General features: G+C 50.8%; 16 protein-coding genes. 13 read left to right on the top strand and 3 right to left on the bottom strand.

The features are described 5' to 3' along the window. The 3 genes from ACI0FJ_RS02110 to ACI0FJ_RS02100 all read left to right on the top strand — a co-directional run bounded on the left by ACI0FJ_RS02110 (position 1) and on the right by ACI0FJ_RS02100 (position 3,612). Positions 1 to 696 (top strand): amino acid ABC transporter permease, encoded by a 696-nt coding sequence (locus tag ACI0FJ_RS02110; RefSeq protein WP_424298321.1) that lies wholly within the window; start codon positions 1 to 3, stop codon positions 694 to 696. 425 nt (positions 697 to 1,121) lie between these two features. Then, positions 1,122 to 2,408, top strand: a complete 1,287-nt coding sequence (locus tag ACI0FJ_RS02105) for a citrate synthase (protein ID WP_424298319.1) — start codon at positions 1,122 to 1,124, stop codon at positions 2,406 to 2,408. Between the two features lie 418 nt (positions 2,409 to 2,826). Continuing rightward, entirely contained in the window at positions 2,827 to 3,612 is a 786-nt protein-coding gene (locus tag ACI0FJ_RS02100) for an EF-hand domain-containing protein (RefSeq protein WP_424298317.1), read from the top strand. A gap of 284 nt (positions 3,613 to 3,896) precedes the next feature. Here the strand turns inward: ACI0FJ_RS02100 and moaC are convergent, their stop codons facing one another. Genes moaC through rpoZ form a run of 3 tightly spaced genes read right to left on the bottom strand, consistent with a single transcriptional unit; the run spans position 3,897 to position 5,732 of the window. After that, positions 3,897 to 4,379, bottom strand: a complete 483-nt coding sequence (moaC, locus tag ACI0FJ_RS02095; RefSeq protein WP_424298315.1) for a cyclic pyranopterin monophosphate synthase MoaC — start codon at positions 4,377 to 4,379, stop codon at positions 3,897 to 3,899. Position 4,380: 1 nt separating this feature from the next. Then, positions 4,381 to 5,505 carry a molecular chaperone DnaJ gene (gene dnaJ / locus ACI0FJ_RS02090; RefSeq protein WP_424298313.1) on the bottom strand — a complete coding sequence of 375 codons (1,125 nt, stop codon included), beginning with the start codon at positions 5,503 to 5,505 and terminating at the stop codon, positions 4,381 to 4,383. A gap of 5 nt (positions 5,506 to 5,510) precedes the next feature. Further along, on the bottom strand, positions 5,511 to 5,732 hold the full coding sequence (gene rpoZ, locus ACI0FJ_RS02085) for a DNA-directed RNA polymerase subunit omega (protein ID WP_424298311.1): 222 nt from the start codon (positions 5,730 to 5,732) through the stop codon (positions 5,511 to 5,513). Positions 5,733 to 6,072: 340 nt separating this feature from the next. Here rpoZ and ACI0FJ_RS02080 point away from each other — a divergent pair, with 340 nt between their 5' ends. The 10 genes from ACI0FJ_RS02080 (at position 6,073) to ACI0FJ_RS02035 (ending at position 15,802) form a co-directional block, all read left to right on the top strand. Continuing rightward, entirely contained in the window at positions 6,073 to 6,759 is a 687-nt protein-coding gene (locus tag ACI0FJ_RS02080) for a tRNA lysidine(34) synthetase (protein ID WP_424298309.1), read from the top strand. Between the two features lie 60 nt (positions 6,760 to 6,819). Then, positions 6,820 to 7,725, top strand: a complete 906-nt coding sequence (locus ACI0FJ_RS02075) for a M23 family metallopeptidase (protein WP_424298307.1) — start codon at positions 6,820 to 6,822, stop codon at positions 7,723 to 7,725. A gap of 168 nt (positions 7,726 to 7,893) precedes the next feature. Next, the gene (gene fliR, locus ACI0FJ_RS02070) at positions 7,894 to 8,676 is read left to right on the top strand and encodes a flagellar biosynthetic protein FliR (protein ID WP_424298305.1); all 783 of its coding nucleotides are present in this window, start codon (positions 7,894 to 7,896) and stop codon (positions 8,674 to 8,676) included. A gap of 44 nt (positions 8,677 to 8,720) precedes the next feature. Further along, complete coding sequence (flhB, locus tag ACI0FJ_RS02065) at positions 8,721 to 9,797, top strand: flagellar biosynthesis protein FlhB (RefSeq protein WP_424298303.1); 1,077 nt, start codon at positions 8,721 to 8,723, stop codon at positions 9,795 to 9,797. A gap of 30 nt (positions 9,798 to 9,827) precedes the next feature. After that, positions 9,828 to 11,939, top strand: a complete 2,112-nt coding sequence (gene flhA / locus ACI0FJ_RS02060; protein ID WP_424298301.1) for a flagellar biosynthesis protein FlhA — start codon at positions 9,828 to 9,830, stop codon at positions 11,937 to 11,939. Then, positions 11,929 to 13,062, top strand: a complete 1,134-nt coding sequence (locus tag ACI0FJ_RS02055) for a GTP-binding protein (protein WP_424298299.1) — start codon at positions 11,929 to 11,931, stop codon at positions 13,060 to 13,062. The genes flhA and ACI0FJ_RS02055 overlap by 11 nt, the downstream gene beginning before the upstream one ends. Before the next feature lie 42 nt (positions 13,063 to 13,104). Beyond that, the gene (locus ACI0FJ_RS02050) at positions 13,105 to 13,929 is read left to right on the top strand and encodes a MinD/ParA family protein (RefSeq protein WP_424298297.1); all 825 of its coding nucleotides are present in this window, start codon (positions 13,105 to 13,107) and stop codon (positions 13,927 to 13,929) included. After that, positions 13,871 to 14,668 carry a FliA/WhiG family RNA polymerase sigma factor gene (locus ACI0FJ_RS02045; protein ID WP_424298295.1) on the top strand — a complete coding sequence of 266 codons (798 nt, stop codon included), beginning with the start codon at positions 13,871 to 13,873 and terminating at the stop codon, positions 14,666 to 14,668. The genes ACI0FJ_RS02050 and ACI0FJ_RS02045 overlap by 59 nt, the downstream gene beginning before the upstream one ends. A 76-nt stretch (positions 14,669 to 14,744) precedes the next feature. Next, a complete protein-coding gene (locus tag ACI0FJ_RS02040; RefSeq protein WP_424298293.1) occupies positions 14,745 to 15,479 on the top strand; it encodes a flagellar basal body-associated FliL family protein in 735 nt (244 codons plus the stop codon). After that, complete coding sequence (locus tag ACI0FJ_RS02035; RefSeq protein ID WP_424298291.1) at positions 15,479 to 15,802, top strand: hypothetical protein; 324 nt, start codon at positions 15,479 to 15,481, stop codon at positions 15,800 to 15,802. Before ACI0FJ_RS02040 ends, ACI0FJ_RS02035 begins: the two co-directional genes overlap by 1 nt.

The following is a 15,802-nucleotide window of genomic DNA, read 5'->3' as shown; positions in this document are numbered from 1 at the left end:
GTGAATTGGTCGGTTGTTTGGGATAATTTAGACTATTTTCTGTGGGGAGCCTTTCCTCAAGGCCCTCTCGGTGGCATAGCCATGAGTATCCTCCTGGCTATAGGAGGTATATTCGGAGCTTTCTGGATAGGACTTGCGGCCGGGCTCATGCGTATGTCCAAGCATCTCTGGTTTCGTCTGCCCGCCATCGCTTATATTGAAATTATCCGCGGCATTCCGCTGTTGATGCTCATCTTCTGGTTCTATTTTCTGGCCCCGGTGCTGTTCGGCCATCCCTTGCCTGAAACATGGTGCGCCCTTGTCGCATTCATCATTTTCACCGGTGCCTATGTAGGCGAAATTGTTCGAGCTGGTGTATTGTCACTCCCCAAAGGACAAATGGAAGCATCACGCGGTACCGGGCTTAGTCATGTCCAGGCAATGCGCTACGTAATTCTGCCCCAGGCTTTGCGCAATATGATTCCTTCGTTCGTCAATCAGTTTGTGAGCCTGACAAAAGATACTTCCCTGGCTTACATCATCGGAGTAAATGAACTGACCCGAGCGGCAACGCAGATCAACAACAGGACACTGACATCTCCGATGGAGATATTCCTCACTATTTTGGTCCTTTATTTCATCATCTGCTACGTCCTCACGTCCATTTCCCGACGATTGGAAAAACAGTTGGCCAGATACCAGGCCCGAGGGCGCTAATTGCCCAGTTTTCTTTGAGAGCTCCCTGTAGTAGAAAGACAGGTACAGGGAAGGATTCATTTCCTCCCGTGCCCTGCCTGCACAAAGAAAAAAGGCATACGGCCAGACAACGTTTCAAAGACTGCGGTGTGCACCTCCTTTTACGATAATCTAGGTACGAGGAGAGGCTGGCTCCCCTGGGTTCAGGCCCACATGGAAAACAGCACATGCAGAAAATCCGTCCATTCGACGACCTGCACAGCAACCGCACGACAGCTGCAAGGGCTCCACGGCAAAAAATATTCGCCTGCCCACTCGCTGCCAGACGCTCTAATATTCAAATTCGCACTTTGAGAACATCACGCACGACACTTTATGGTCAAAAGTCACATGTATGCTCATTCTGCGGATAAACCGTCTTATACGGCTTGAGGCCAAGGATTGTTATGAACGAAAAAAAGACTGCACGGCTTGAACTGGATGGAAAAGTAATTGAGCTTCCGGTTGTGTACGGTCCGGAAAATGAAGTCGGCATCGATATTTCCTCGTTACGCAGCCAAACTGGTTTCATTACCCTGGACCCAGGTTATGCCAACACGGGGGCCTGCAAAAGCGGCATTACCTTTGTAGACGGAGAAAAAGGAATCCTACGCTACCGCGGCTACCCTATTGAAGAAATGGCACAGCGCAGCTCGTTCATCGAGACCGCCATGCTGCTGATTTTCGGCGAACTGCCCACACGTGAAGAACGCACGAATTTTCGCAGCCTTTTGCGCGAAAACGAGCTGCTTCACGAAGACATGCTTCACCATTTTGAAGGATTCCCTCCCAACGGACATCCCATGGCGATCATGTCTGCCGCGCTCAACGCCCTTGGCAGCTACCATACCGACCTGTTGAACATTCAGGATACGTCGGACATGCGGCTAGCTGCGGCTAAAATCATCAGCAAAGTGCGGACAATTGCGGCATTCGCCTATAAAAAGTCCATTGGTGAACCGGCAGTATATCCGGACCCCAATCTAAGCTACTGCCGCAATTTCCTGCACATGATGTTTTCCATTCCCTACCGCATGTACGATCCGCCACAGGAAGTTGTCCGGGCTCTGACGCTTTTCCTCATTGTCCATGCCGACCATGAACAGAACTGTTCCTGTTCCACTGTTCGTATGGTCGGTTCCACAGAAGCCAACCTGTTTGCCTCGGTATCCGCAGGCGTATGCGCCTTATGGGGAAGACTGCACGGAGGGGCAAACTCTGCCGTCATGGACATGCTGGACTATCTGCATAGGGAAAAACTCAGCGTCAAAGACTATCTCGAGCAGGTAAAGCAGAAGAAATTCAGGCTGATGGGATTCGGTCATAGGGTATACAAAAACTTCGACCCCCGAGCTCGCGTACTGAAACGTGCTGCCCATGATCTGCTGGATACCCTGGGATTGCAGGATGACCTGCTGGATATAGCCCAGGAGCTTGAGGAAGCCGCTCTTAACGATGACTTTTTCATTGAACGCAAGCTTTATCCTAATGTGGACTTTTATTCTGGTCTGATTCTGAGGGCACTGGGAATTCCCGTTCCCATGTACCCGGTTATGTTCGCAATTGGACGTATGCCTGGGTGGATTGCTCATTGGTACGAGGAATCCCAGGATCCAAACATGAAGATCCACCGCCCCAGACAGATATACATGGGATCCAAAGAACGAAAATACGTACCCATGCACAAAAGATAGCCTTTTTAGAGCCAGACGACTCTCCTTCTCTCAAACACGAAACGCTTCCGGAATTCCGGAAGCGTTTTTTTCTCCCTTTCCAATTCGAGGGCTGCTTCTCAAAGCACCTTCTTTTCCCTTACCTGCAAAAAATGCCTACTCCCCCCTCAACAGCCTGTCATGTACATGAACAATTATTCATTCACATTTGGCATTCTTGTAAGCTCAAACGAGATTTCAGCCTACACTTACAACCTAACATGATGAAATAAAATACAAAAAGAATACTTCACCATTAACGCCTTCCACTCTTGAAATAAATCATCAGCAATGAGCAGCCATTTGTAAGCAACTAGCTCTGGGAATATTTTTTGCTAACTACGCAGAATGCGGAAAATTTGTCCTATCTTGTGAACCTTTTTACATTCGGAGGTAAGCTATGAGTATCTCGAGCATACATAGCTCGACCTACCCCGGCCTTACTCAAGAATTCATGGCAAAAATGCAAGACGCCAAGGACACGCCTGACGATTTTGCCACTTCTTTTGTAGGCGATAGGGATAAAGATAACGATGGGCAGCTTACATGGGAGGAATCAGGTTTAAACCGAAGTAGGTTTAATGTCGCCGATGCCAACGGCGATGGGCACCTATCGGCACTAGAAATCAGTGCCGATATGAAAAAGCAAAACCAAAAGCTGGGACACCTGGGGTACCTCAGCGTGCAAATGCAGGGCTCTCCTCAGGAGATACTCCAGCAGCATTTTGCTGCAAACGATGAAGATGAAGACGGTGTTTTGAGCCGGAAAGAAAGCCAGCTGACAGACGAACAGTTCAACTTGCTGGATGCCGATGGGGACGGCAAAATAACATCGGCCGAGCTTGAAGAATCTTTGAAATCGTCAGAAGTTGACATCTCTCACCCCGGGCCGACAGCTTCCGTCTCGGACGCATCGGGACCATTCGCATCTTCCGGCGCTCAAAGCAAAGCCTCTGCCCCAGAAGATGACGATGAGTACGATGAATACGATCTCAACAAAGATGGCGTGGTAAGCTCGAATGAATTGCTGCAGGCGTATATGAACGGTGATGTGAACCTGTCCAGCATCGCCAACACTCCCTCTACACAAGCAGGGAAAAACAGCACACTGGTTGGTATCGCCATGAAGGCATATCAATCTCAGGAAAGCATGTCGTTTTACACGCAAGAAAGCACGGTAGCATAGGGCCGCTGGTTGTTTTTACAAGGACGCAAAACAACCTGATACAGACAGTAGCGAAGATGAGTGAAACACTCGGGATATTTTCCTCTCATACTCATAAAAGTCCAAGGAAGAACTTTTCTGAAGACTGTGAAACGAAAAAATAAAAGGAACAGCACTTCCGGCAAGCAAAGAAGCCGCACAAAAAATTTGCTATCCAACTCACAGGAGTGTTTTTCGCAGAGCCTGAACTGCCCGATATGAAAACAAAAAGACAGGAACTTGTGGAAGAATCCGCAAGTTCCTGTCTAAATTTCAGCAATGAAATCGCCGCTCTTTCCGCCCGTTTTTTTCAACAAACGGACCTGATCGACAATGATATCCTTTTGAACGGCTTTGCACATATCGTAGATGGTAAGGGCTGCCACGGAAGCAGCTGTCAGTGCTTCCATTTCCACACCGGTTCTGTCGGCTGTCCTGGCTTCGGCCAAAATCCGCACGGTATGGTCGCTGCTGCGTATTTCAAAATTGATATCCACATAGCTTAACGGCAGCGGGTGACACATGGGAATCAGAAGATGGGTCTGCTTGGCAGCCAAAATCCCAGCCACTTTCGCTGTGGTCAGGACGTCCCCTTTGGGAAGGGCTTTTTCGACAAGCAGACCAAACGTTTTTTGGGAAAGCCGCACTTCGGCTTGAGCAACGGCTGTACGTTGCGTGGGCGACTTAGCGCCCACGTCAACCATACGGGCTCCGCCGTCTTCATCAATATGTGAAAACTCTTCGGACATATCAGCTTCCGGTTGCCCTTTTTTTCGCCTTGTTAAAAAACTTTTTAACTTTTTTGAGAGGCTTTTCCTCATCCAGCCGGGCAAACTCCTCAAGAAGTTCTTCCTGCCTTTTGCTCAGCCGGGTCGGAGTCTTGACCGTAATCTTAACCAGAAGATCACCAGCCCCTCCACCGCCGATTCGAGGCATTCCCAACCCGCGAAGCTGGAAGACCTCTCCGCTTTGGGTGCCTTTGGGAATATCCATGGAGATGGGCTCGTCAAGTGTTGGAACTTCAACCCGATCACCCAACGCCGCCTGAACAAAAGTAATATCCTGCTCAAGGATAAGATCCTGGCCCTGGCGCTGAAAGACCTTGTCGTCCTCCACATAGACCACCACATAGAGATCGCCGGGAGGCCCTCCATGGGCACCCATTTCACCCTCGCCACGTAAACGCAGTCGGCTGCCCGTGTCCACACCAGCAGGAATACGAACCTTGAGCTCACGGGTTTCCTCAACAAGACCTGTTCCGCGACATTCAGGGCACGGATCAGTGATCACCTGCCCCTGCCCCTTGCATATGGGACATGGCATGGCAATCTGGAAAAAGCCCTGGCTGCGCTGCACCTGCCCGCTGCCACCGCAGTGTTCGCAGGTGCTGGGCGAAGTCCCAGGTCTAGCACCGCTGCCACCGCAATGCGAACAAGGAACATCTCTGGGAATATTCAGAGTTACTTCCTTGCCCTTGGCGGCATCACGGAAGGAAACTGTCAGATTGTAGCGGAGATCGTTTCCGGCTGTAGCCCGGGTTCTGCTGCCAGGACCGCCCATACCGGAAAAACCGAAAAACTCACCGAAGATGTCCGAAAAAGTGCTGAAAATATCGTCGGTGTTTGAAAAGCCACCGCCTGCCTGCCCATTCACACCTTGGTGTCCGAACCGATCATAGCGTTCCCGTTTATCGGGATCACGCAAAATCTCGTAGGCTTCTGCGGCTTCCTTGAATTTTTCCTCAGCTTCCGCATCATCCGGGTTACGGTCAGGATGATACTCAAAGGCAAGCTTGCGATAGGCACGTTTAATTTCGTCCCCTGACGCGCCTTTGGAAACCCCAAGTACTTCGTAATAGCAACGTTTGGTTGACATGCCCACTATTCTTCGTTGACGATAATACCGGCTTCCTCAATGGACTCGGCGGGTCTCACCTTGTCTGCGGCAATTTCCCGCAACGCAGTGACTATATCCTTATTTTTGACTTCAACCAGAGGCGGGTATCCTTCGCGATACTGCTTGACGCGCTTGATACCCATCTGAACAATGAGGAAACGGTTGTTAACCCGCTCAAGGCAGTCTTCTACTGTAATTCTGGCCATAATTAACTCCTGGTATTAGCTAAACCGGAAAGTTGAGTTGTCAACACTCTCCGAGTAAAAATCTGGGACTTTTTCCCGTATGGGAGTTGGGACTTCCCGCCCTCTCGACATTGGTGGTTGGGCGGACGCACAAGAGATAACTTATTACCTTCAGTAGGAGAGGCGGTCAAGTCTTGCTGCTCTCGCTGCAAAATGTCGCTTGCACAGTTTTCGCACCTTTTGTAAGCAGCTCTGACCGCGGCCCGCCTTTCAGAAATTTTCGGGCCCTACGGAGGATTTTTCACTGCGCTCCAAACTCAATTTTTCCCAAAAAACCTGTGTTGCCGCCGCTGGCAAACTCATGCAGCAGACAGAGCACATCCATCCGCATGCCCGTATCGGCGTTGCCGTATCCGGTGGAATGGACTCTTTTGTTTTGCTCCAGGTATTGCGCTACAGGCAACGCATCGTCCCATTTCCCTTTGAAATTATGGCCCTGCACATCAATCCCGGCTTTGCCCCCGATAACCATGCGCCTCTTGTTAAATGGGCAGGAGACAACGGCATTGCCCTGCATTGCGAAAAAAGCACGATGGGGCCGGATGCCCACTCTTCCAAAAACCACAAGAACTCTCCGTGCTTTTATTGCAGCTGGTTTCGCCGCAAAAGGCTTTTCGACCTGTGCCGTCAATACAAATTGACCCACCTAGCCATAGGGCATAATAAGGACGATCTCATTTCCACTTTCTTCATGAATTTGATCAATACCGGAAAAGTCGAGGGGATGGCTGGCAAAGCGTCTTACTTTGGCGGTAGTTTACATCTTATCCGCCCCCTGCTTCTGGTGGAGAAGCAATTTATCCGCAAGGCAGCCAAAGCCTGGGCTCTGCCCATTTGGCAAAACCCTTGTCCTTCTTCTGAAACTTCCTCCAGAAAACAAACACTTATCTGGTTACGGGAGTCATTGGGGAAAGACCCAAAAAAGCTACAGAACGTTGCCAATGCAATAAGTCGTTGGCAACTTGACCTAGACCTTGATTTACCTTAACTAATTAAGCGTTTATTCACTATGCGCCTGTAACGTATAGAACAACAAAAGAAATAAATTATGCTTTTCAAAAAATACCAGGTAGTCATCTTCCGAGAAGGAACCGGAACTTGCTGTAAATTTCGCTACCGTTCATGGACAGCGATTTTTCTGGTTCTCCTTTTTCTTGGGTTGGCAGCCTCCAATGTATACCTATGGCAGTTCTACGCCAGCCATGATCGCATGGTCAAAGAACTCACCGACGCGGAAAAAAATTCACAACGTCAGAAGACCCAGCTGCTGAGTCTTGCCGACAAAGTCAAAGGTCTGGAAAAAGACCTGACTCGCGTCAGAGACTTTGACTCGAAACTGCGTGTAATGCTCAACACGGACCAGGGAAGTCAGCAAAATGTTTCTTCGCTGGGCGGTCCTGAAAACGGCAACTTTTCCAAAAATTATCTGATGCTGTACAGACAGGAACTTCTTGCCAGAAAGATGCATCACTTTCTCAAGCAGTTGTCGACCGAGTCTCGACTTGAAGAAGTCCGCCAGCAGGAACTTCTGGCCAACATAAAAGCCAAGGAAGACATTCTTGCATCCACTCCCAGTATCTGGCCCACGGATGGATGGATCAGTTCCCCGTTCGGTTATCGACGCTCCCCTTTTACAGCCACCCGTGAATTTCACAAAGGGCTTGATATCTCCAGTGCTCTCGGCACCCCCGTGTACGCACCTGCAAGGGGAGAGGTCATTCAGGCTGGTCAGGATGGTTCCTATGGCATGAGCATCGCCCTCAACCACGAATCCGGCATCGTAACCAAATATGCCCACCTGAGCCGCATGGCTGTCAAAAAAGGACAAACCGTAACCCGCGGAGAGCTCATCGGCTATGTGGGCAGCACCGGACGAAGCACCGGCCCTCATCTGCACTATGAAGTCAGACTCAACGGTGTCCCCGTCAACCCTCTCCGCTACATCTTGAATTAGCCGAAACTACAAAAGCAGATTACTCCACCCCGTTCACGAAAGTGACCGGGGTGTTTTTTTATGCAAAAAACATTGCCCCACCTTCTCGTTCCAATACCACCGCCAGTTCCCGAGTTTTCCCTGCATTATCATATCGCCTAATGGCGCGTTGTTTGCTAAGACTCCCACATGGATATTTTCCAATTCAACCCAGCTACAATCTTCAGTTTTCTGCTGACACTGATGCGCCTTAGTTTGGTAGTCTTCATGTTGCCTTTTTTCGGTGGAGGTGTTGTTCCTACGCCAATTAAAGTTGCCCTGTGTCTTGTTCTTACGTTGGCTGTCTGGCCCATGTTGAGCTTTCCTGGCACTGCACTGCCCGCCAACATATGGTCAATCTGCCTGATGCTGTTTGGGGAAGTTACCCTCGGCCTTATGCTAAGCATGGTCGTCCGCTTCCTCTTTGCCGCCATTCAGTTTGGGGGTATGATCATGGGGTTCCAGATGGGCTTCGCCATGGTCAACGTCATCGACCCGTTGACCGGCGTCAACAATCCGGTCACTTCCCATTTTTTGTATATGGTAAGCCTCCTTTGTTTCCTCACATTCAACGGGCACCTGTACCTCATAAAGGCCCTTGCCCAATCGTTCGTTATGGTTCCGCCGGGGGGACTGTATATTTCTCAGGAACTCGGGTTACAGGTCCTGAACCTTGCCGGACAAATTTTTGTTTTGGCCTTACAAATTACCGCTCCGGTAATGACAGCTGTATTTATGGTTGACCTCGCCCTGGCACTTATCTCCAGAGTCGCACCGCAAATGAACCTGATCGTACTCGGCTTCCCACTCAAAATCACTGTGGGCTTCGCCTTTATGTCTTTGATATTCACTTACTTGGCTCGACATGTTCAGGAGTATGTTGCCCATCTGGGCCCCATGTTCCAAAATCTGATGGAAATGGGCACCAAGTAGGTCACTAACAAGACAAAACAATAAAACCTGTTGGAGGGGCTCCCGTGGCCCAAGATCCAAGCAAAACAGAGAAACCAACCGGCAAACGAATCAAAAAAGCAAGAGAGGATGGGTCCGTCGCCAAAAGCGAAGACCTTTCCAAAGCGGCTGTGCTTGCTGTCGGGGTTTTTTCGTTACTGACTCTGTTTTCTTATATCGCCAACAAGGTGGCCCACCTTTTCAGGTACTTTCTGGGCGAACACCTCATTTTTACACCTACTCAAAACAGCGTGTACGAGCTGCTCCTTATGCTGTCCTCGGAGTTGGCCTTTATTCTCCTGCCATTCTTTTTTTGCATCATGCTGGCAGCATTCATAATACTGCGCGTACAGGTAGGGAAACTTTGGACAACCAAAGTATTCAAGCCCAAATTCGGAAAAATTTTCAACCTAGCGGCTGGTCTCAAGCGTCTTGTTCTGGACCCCCAGGTATTCCTCCGCCTCGGCAAAAACCTCCTTATGGCTATCGCCGTCGGTTATGCTCCTTATATTGTTCTTCGCGATGAAATGCCCAAGCTTCAACCGCTCTTTTTCGCCACTCCAGCTGGCATAGCTCAGAACCTCCTGGAATTGGCATACCGCATGACCTACTACGCACTCATACCAATGTTGCTCATCGGCATTGCCGATTATGTTTATCAACGGTGGCGGTATACTGAAGGGCTCAAGATGTCGAAGCAGGAGGTAAAAGACGAAGCGCGGCAGGCTGAAGGAAACCCGGAGATCAAACAAAAGCAACGTAGAAAAATGATGGAGTCCATGGCCGCGCGCATGATGCAGAACGTGCCCAAGGCGGACGTGATTGTAACCAACCCCACCCACTATGCCATAGCCTTGCGCTACGACGCCCTGGAAGCCCCGGCTCCTGTTGTCCTTGCCAAGGGCATCAACGCAGTAGCCGAGCGGATCAAAGAAATAGCGCGCGAAAACAACATTCCCATCAGGGAAAATAAGCCATTGGCACAGGCCTTGTATAAACAAGTTGAAATCGGGGACATCATCCCTGAGGAAATGTACAAGGCCGTTGCCTCAATCCTGGCGAAGATCAAGAGAGCCGGGCGCACGGTCCAACGGGACAGATAAAATCAACTCCAGCGCCGGGGTGTCAAAGAAATGGCTTCAGACGTTAGCACAAAATACTCAGGCATCAATCTCGACTACAACAAGTTTGCCAAACAGGGCGATATTCTCCTGGCTGTGGGTGTTGTTGTCATTCTTTTCGTCATGCTTGTGCCTCTGCCGACGATTTTTATCGACTTCATGCTGACCATCAGCATTTCCCTGGGCTTGGTCACCCTGCTTACTTCAATGTTCATGAATTCGCCCATGGAATTTTCGATTTTCCCTTCCCTGCTTCTGGTCACAACCATGCTGCGCCTGGCACTCAACGTTTCAACGACAAGGCTCATCCTTCTGCATGGTGACGAAGGAACCTCGGCAGCAGGTAGCGTTATTCAATCTTTTGGCGATTTTGTTGTCGGGGGCAACTATCTCATCGGCGTCGTCATCTTCATGATTCTCTTCATCCTGAACAAAACAGTCATCACCTCCGGTACGACACGTATCGCCGAAGTGGCCGCCCGCTTCACCTTGGATGCCATGCCCGGTAAGCAGATGGCTATTGAAGCCGACCTCAATGCCGGACTTATTGATGAAAGAGAAGCCACCAAGATGCGCGATAACATCCGCCGTGAAGCAGACTTCTACGGCGCCATGGACGGTGCTGGAAAATTTGTACAGGGAGACGTCAACGCAGGTCTGATGATCACCGCCGTCAACATCATCGGCGGCATCGGCATCGGCGTGTTCATGAAAGGAATGGCCTGGAATGATGCCCTCACAACATACACCCTGCTGACCATTGGTGATGGTCTTGTCTCCACCATCCCATCCCTCATTATCTCTACGTCCGCAGGTATCATAGTTTCCCGTGCCGCAGCAGAAGCCAAAATGGGCGAAGAATTTATCGGTCAGTTGACCCTGCATCCCAGGGCACTGCGCCTGGTATCCATAATTCTGGTCGTGTTCGGGGTAGTGCCCGGCATGCCGACCATTCCCTTTCTCATCATGTCAGCTGTCGTGTTCGCAATTACCAAAATGTCCACCCAGCGTGAAAACGAAACCCTGGCGGCCAAAGAGGAAAGCCAGGAGACCGCTCCATCTCTGGATACTCCGGAAGAAGTGCAGGCCCTTCTGCCCCTCGACCAGCTCGAACTCGAAGTCGGCTACGGACTTATCCCCCTGGTGGACGAATCCCAGGACGGCAACCTGCTTTCACGCATCCGCTCAATCCGCCGCCAGTTCGCTTTGGACATGGGGCTCATCGTTCCCTCCCTGCACCTTCGCGACAACCTGCAGCTCAACCCCGGGCAATATAGTGTAGTCGTCAAAGGCAACGAAGTGGCTTCCGCAGAAATCCTGGTGGATCACCTGTTGGCCATGGACCCGGGCGACGTCAAGCATCGCATCCAGGGCGTGGAAACCCGCGAGCCAGCCTTCAACCTGCCTGCCCTCTGGATTCCGGAATCCCAGAAGGAAGAAGCCATGCTGGCAGGCTACACCGTGGTTGACCCCGCTACGGTCATCGCCACCCACCTCACGGAGGTCTTCCGGCGCAACCTCGGCGAGTTCCTCGGCCGTCAGGAAACACAGCAACTGCTGGACAACTTGGCAAAAAGAGCTCCCAAAGCTGTGGAAGATCTGGTCCCCAATGTTCTCAACCTGGGCACAGTACAGAAGGTCCTCCAGAACCTGGTACGCGAAGGCGTCTCTGTTCGCGACCTGCTGACCATTGTGGAAACGCTGTCCGATTACGGGAACGGCATCAAAGATCCGGATCAGCTGACGGAATACGTCCGCTCCCGCATGGGCCGCACCATCGTAAAGCCTTTCCTTGGCTCGGACGGTACCCTGCCCTTGCTGACCCTGTCGCCCACCATTGAACGCATACTTCAGGAAAGCCTGCGGCAGTCGGACCAGGGGGCGTATCTGGCCCTTGATCCCATGCAGGCTCAGCAGATCATTCAATCCATCAACAATGTCACAGAAAACGCCCTGGCGACTGACGGACAACCGGTTCTCCTCACTTCTCCGGTTATTCGACCGCATCTGGCACAGATAGTGAATAGGTTTATTCCGACATTACCTGTCATATCCCAGGCTGAAATTCCTGCGGACATTCGGTTACAAACCATAGCAGTGGTGGATTTGAACAATGCGGGTTAAAACGTACAGAGGAAAAAGCGCGGCGGCAGTTCTGGCCCAGATAAAAAAAGAACTGGGAAATGATGCCATCATCCTGAGCAACAAGTCCGTACGCGAGGATGGACGCTCTGTCTGCGAAATCATGGCGGCTATCGAGATTCCCGCCAAAGAATCGACACCAGAGACGGCTCAGGAAACTCCTAGCGGTTCCAGAAGACAAAAAGACGACACCGTCGTTCAACCGTCATCGGCACCACATTTTGAAGGAGAAAACGACTGGCGAAGGGAATGGGCCCAAATCAAGGGCATGCTGCTGGGACTGGCCGGCCAAAAAGCCGACTTCACCAGTCTCACTCCCCGCCAGCGTCAGGCACTGGACTACCTTGAAAGCGAAGGCGTCGACATGCGCATCATCATGTCGATGTTCTCCTGCCTGCGGGCCGATCCCGGCATGTCCGTATTGGATGCTTTGGGATCACTCGTTCCTACCCGCCCCATGACGGACGCCACTTCCCGGCGCATTCATGTACTGACCGGCCCCAGTGGAAGCGGCAAAACGACATGCATTCTTTCTCTGGCGCTGAACATCCGCAGAGCCGATCCTGGCGCCAAAATATGTTTGATCAACGCCGACGACCCCAATGGCAAGGGCCGTTTGATACTCAAACATTATGCTGAACTTTCCGGGGTCGCCTACCGCGATGTGTTTTGCGCCGACGACCTCAAAAACATTACGGCCAACACTCGCTACGATTTCATACTGATCGACACTCCGGCTCTCCCCAAAGGGAGCAAGGTTGATGAACTTTTGGACAACTTCGGAATCCGGGGCACCAGGGACACAGCCATACATTTGACGCTCTCCCCTTTATATGCCCCGGCACAATGCTCGCACTACCTGGAAAACTACTGTTCCTCCATGACTACGGACATCATGTGGACGAAACTCGACGAAGCCTGTAGTTTTGGAACTCTGGTTAATGTGGGCGAAGCAACCGGATTGCCCATTGCCACGTTGTCATACGGCCCTGGAGTAAGGGAAACTGCAACCCAGTTTACGGCGATGGATATCTGGAAAATGTTGTTCAAACATGAAATGCCCGCTGCCCCGTCTGTTCGGCGGACGGCAAAAGCAGCGGCCTGAAATTAAGACTTTAGCCTGCAACACAAGGTTTGGATACGGCTTATGAGTGCATTACCTCTGGTTTTTTCGGTCACTTCCGGCAAGGGAGGCGTGGGTAAAACCAACGTCTCGGTCAACGCCAGTCTGGAGCTGGCCAAGCTGGGCAAACGGGTTGTCCTTTTGGACGCCGACCTTGGTTTGGCAAATGTTGACGTGCTGCTGGGGCTGGCTCCCAAATACAATCTCTTCCACTTGTTTCACGAAGGGACCGCATTACAAAAAATACTGCTGAAAACCGATTACGGGTTCCGGATTCTTCCGGCCGCATCCGGCGTCAACGAAATGCTGTCTCTCGATACGGGACAAAAGCTGGAATTGCTCGAAGCCATGGATGTGCTCGACGACGAGGTCGACTTTCTTGTTGTTGACACTGGGGCGGGTATCAATGACAACGTCCTGTACTTCAACCTGGCGGTACAGGAACGCCTGCTGGTACTCACTCCCGAGCCGACATCCCTTACCGACGCCTATGCCGTGGTCAAGGTGCTCAAGAACAACCATGGAGTGGACCGGTTCAAGGTACTTGTGAATTTGGCGGACGATGCCAAGATAGCAAAAAACATCTTCGTAACTTTGTACAAGGCTTGCGACCAGTTTCTCGGCGGCGTATCTTTGGATATGGTTGGCTGGATTCCTCGTGACAACGCTGTGCGAAGGTCCGTAGTGCAACAAAAACCGTTTTGCCATCTTTTTCCCGAAGCACCTGCCAGCCGGGCAGTCCGGCAGGTTGCAGCTTCGATCAACCGTTGGAAGGCAACCACTCAATTGGATGGAAACATTAAATTTTTCTGGAAAAAACTCCTCTTCCAGGAACAGTCCGTGGCTTGATCTGGATAGCGGGCGGAAACATTGGGATGACCTGTCCCCCAGAGAAAAGGATCAGGTCGTCCGGCATTACGCCCCCAAGATCAAGATCATCGGATTGCGCCTGAAGGCCAAACTCCCCCGCTCCATCGAGCTTTCTGAACTGCTCGGTGCGGGGGCTTTGGGCTTGATGGAGGCTTTGCAAAAATTCGAACCGGAACGTGGTTTTAAGTTTGAAACCTATGCGGAAAACCGCATCAAAGGGGCCATGCTTGATGAACTGCGCCGGTTGGATTGGTTTTCCCGTGGCATGCGGCATCGGATTCGTACGCTTGAGGAATGCATCCGAAAAATAGAAACCGAAACAGGTGAGACTGCAACCACAGAGCAATTGTGTGAAGAAACCGGCCTGGATGCCAGAGAAGTGGATCAGGCACTTGAAATATTGCAAAATCAGGTCTGCGTAAGCATCGAAGCTGTGAGTGAAAACCTGGCCTCCATGAAACAGGCATCCCAGGAAAACGATCCGTTCCAAAATGCCTCATTCCGTGAAATCGTTGATAAAATAGCTCTGCTTATAGATGAGTTGACTCCAAGAGAGAAACTCGTTCTTTCACTGTATTACGGTGAAGAACTCAATATGCGTGAAACAGCCGAGGTTATGGATATAACGGAAGGACGCGTTTCGCAGCTTCATTCGCAGTCACTGGCCAAATTACGCAAAAAATTCAGAACACAATATGATTTGGAAGAACTTTCATAAAAGATGAAACATAATACGGTCACAGCGCATACACCTTGTATAGCTCCTTTTCATACCAGCAGCCTGTGGACAAAGAATGATTGCCCCAGATGACGATTTGAGCACAGAAGAAGCCCTGGACGGTCCCGAAGACGCGGAGACCGAAGGCAAGGCTGCGCTTGACGACAGCGAGGCGGACGCAGGGGAAGATGTTCCCCGTGCCCTACAAAAAGTTGAGCTGGACCTGGATGATGCCCCTTTTCTGGAAGAGGATGAAGATGAGGAGGATGAAGAGCCGGACACAGCTGAAGAACAGCTAGAGGAAAAAACAGAAAAGAAAAAGCTCTCTCTTGCTGGTCTGCTCAAGAACCGTAAAGTTCTCATCGGCCTCTTGGTTCTTCTGGTCATCCTCATTGCCATTCCCATAAAAATCTGGCTCCTCCCCAAAGGGGAAAAAGTAGTTGAGGAAATAAAGCCTGCCCAAACGGAAGAAACCGCACCTGAAGCGCCAGCAGAACCGGAAGTTAAAAATATACCAGTAGTTTTCGAGCCATTCTGGGTGGAAAAGGCACAGGCTGATGGCAAGGTTCGGTTCATTCACTGTCAATTTTCCGTAACTACTCATAATACGGCAGCAAAACACGAAATTGAACTAAAGATGCTTGTCCTGCGGGATGCAGTGTTTTATTATCTGAGTAATAAGGATTTTGCCTTCCTTGCCGATACAAACAATATGGAGGTCCTCAAAAAGGACATCCTGGCCGTCATAAACAAATACCTCGGCCAAACCCAATTGGAGACATTGCTGGTCGAGAAGTACCTGGTGCAATAATGGCTGGTGGAATAGACCTGACCACCCTCATCGCGCAACTGCCGCACCTGTCCAAATTGGTGACAGCCGAACACACCCATCCGGGTGTGCAAAGAACGTTGTTGTTTCAAAACGCACTGCAGGCAGCCCAAAAAAGCCGGGATCAGGTTGAGAAAATCCACCAGGCCGAACTCACTCCTCGGGTAAAAGACGAACAGCGGCAGCGGGACCATTCGGAAGAACAGGAATTAGCGCAAGACGAGCCAAAGGAAGAAAATACGAACTCCTCCAAGGCATCCAACGCATCCCCCTGGTCCGGAAACATACTGGATATCGAAGTCTGA

The organism is Desulfovibrio sp. 7SRBS1 (genome assembly GCF_049723905.1).
GTDB lineage: Bacteria > Desulfobacterota > Desulfovibrionia > Desulfovibrionales > Desulfovibrionaceae.
The sequence above is the reverse complement of the archived record's forward strand: the minus strand, read 5'-3'. Positions and strand labels throughout refer to the sequence as shown.

Excerpts from the sequence above, each read along its gene's own strand:
- ACI0FJ_RS02105 (WP_424298319.1), top strand. The coding sequence starts at position 1,122 with ATGAACGAAAAAAAGACTGCACGGCTTGAACTGGATGGAAAAGTAATT.
- ACI0FJ_RS02100 (WP_424298317.1), top strand. The coding sequence starts at position 2,827 with ATGAGTATCTCGAGCATACATAGCTCGACCTACCCCGGCCTTACTCAA.
- moaC (WP_424298315.1), bottom strand. The coding sequence starts at position 4,379 with ATGTCCGAAGAGTTTTCACATATTGATGAAGACGGCGGAGCCCGTATG.
- dnaJ (WP_424298313.1), bottom strand. The coding sequence starts at position 5,505 with ATGTCAACCAAACGTTGCTATTACGAAGTACTTGGGGTTTCCAAAGGC.
- rpoZ (WP_424298311.1), bottom strand. The coding sequence starts at position 5,732 with ATGGCCAGAATTACAGTAGAAGACTGCCTTGAGCGGGTTAACAACCGT.
- ACI0FJ_RS02080 (WP_424298309.1), top strand. The coding sequence starts at position 6,073 with ATGCAGCAGACAGAGCACATCCATCCGCATGCCCGTATCGGCGTTGCC.
- ACI0FJ_RS02075 (WP_424298307.1), top strand. The coding sequence starts at position 6,820 with ATGCTTTTCAAAAAATACCAGGTAGTCATCTTCCGAGAAGGAACCGGA.
- fliR (WP_424298305.1), top strand. The coding sequence starts at position 7,894 with ATGGATATTTTCCAATTCAACCCAGCTACAATCTTCAGTTTTCTGCTG.
- flhA (WP_424298301.1), top strand. The coding sequence starts at position 9,828 with ATGGCTTCAGACGTTAGCACAAAATACTCAGGCATCAATCTCGACTAC.
- ACI0FJ_RS02055 (WP_424298299.1), top strand. The coding sequence starts at position 11,929 with ATGCGGGTTAAAACGTACAGAGGAAAAAGCGCGGCGGCAGTTCTGGCC.
- ACI0FJ_RS02050 (WP_424298297.1), top strand. The coding sequence starts at position 13,105 with ATGAGTGCATTACCTCTGGTTTTTTCGGTCACTTCCGGCAAGGGAGGC.
- ACI0FJ_RS02045 (WP_424298295.1), top strand. The coding sequence starts at position 13,871 with ATGGAAACATTAAATTTTTCTGGAAAAAACTCCTCTTCCAGGAACAGT.
- ACI0FJ_RS02040 (WP_424298293.1), top strand. The coding sequence starts at position 14,745 with ATGATTGCCCCAGATGACGATTTGAGCACAGAAGAAGCCCTGGACGGT.
- ACI0FJ_RS02035 (WP_424298291.1), top strand. The coding sequence starts at position 15,479 with ATGGCTGGTGGAATAGACCTGACCACCCTCATCGCGCAACTGCCGCAC.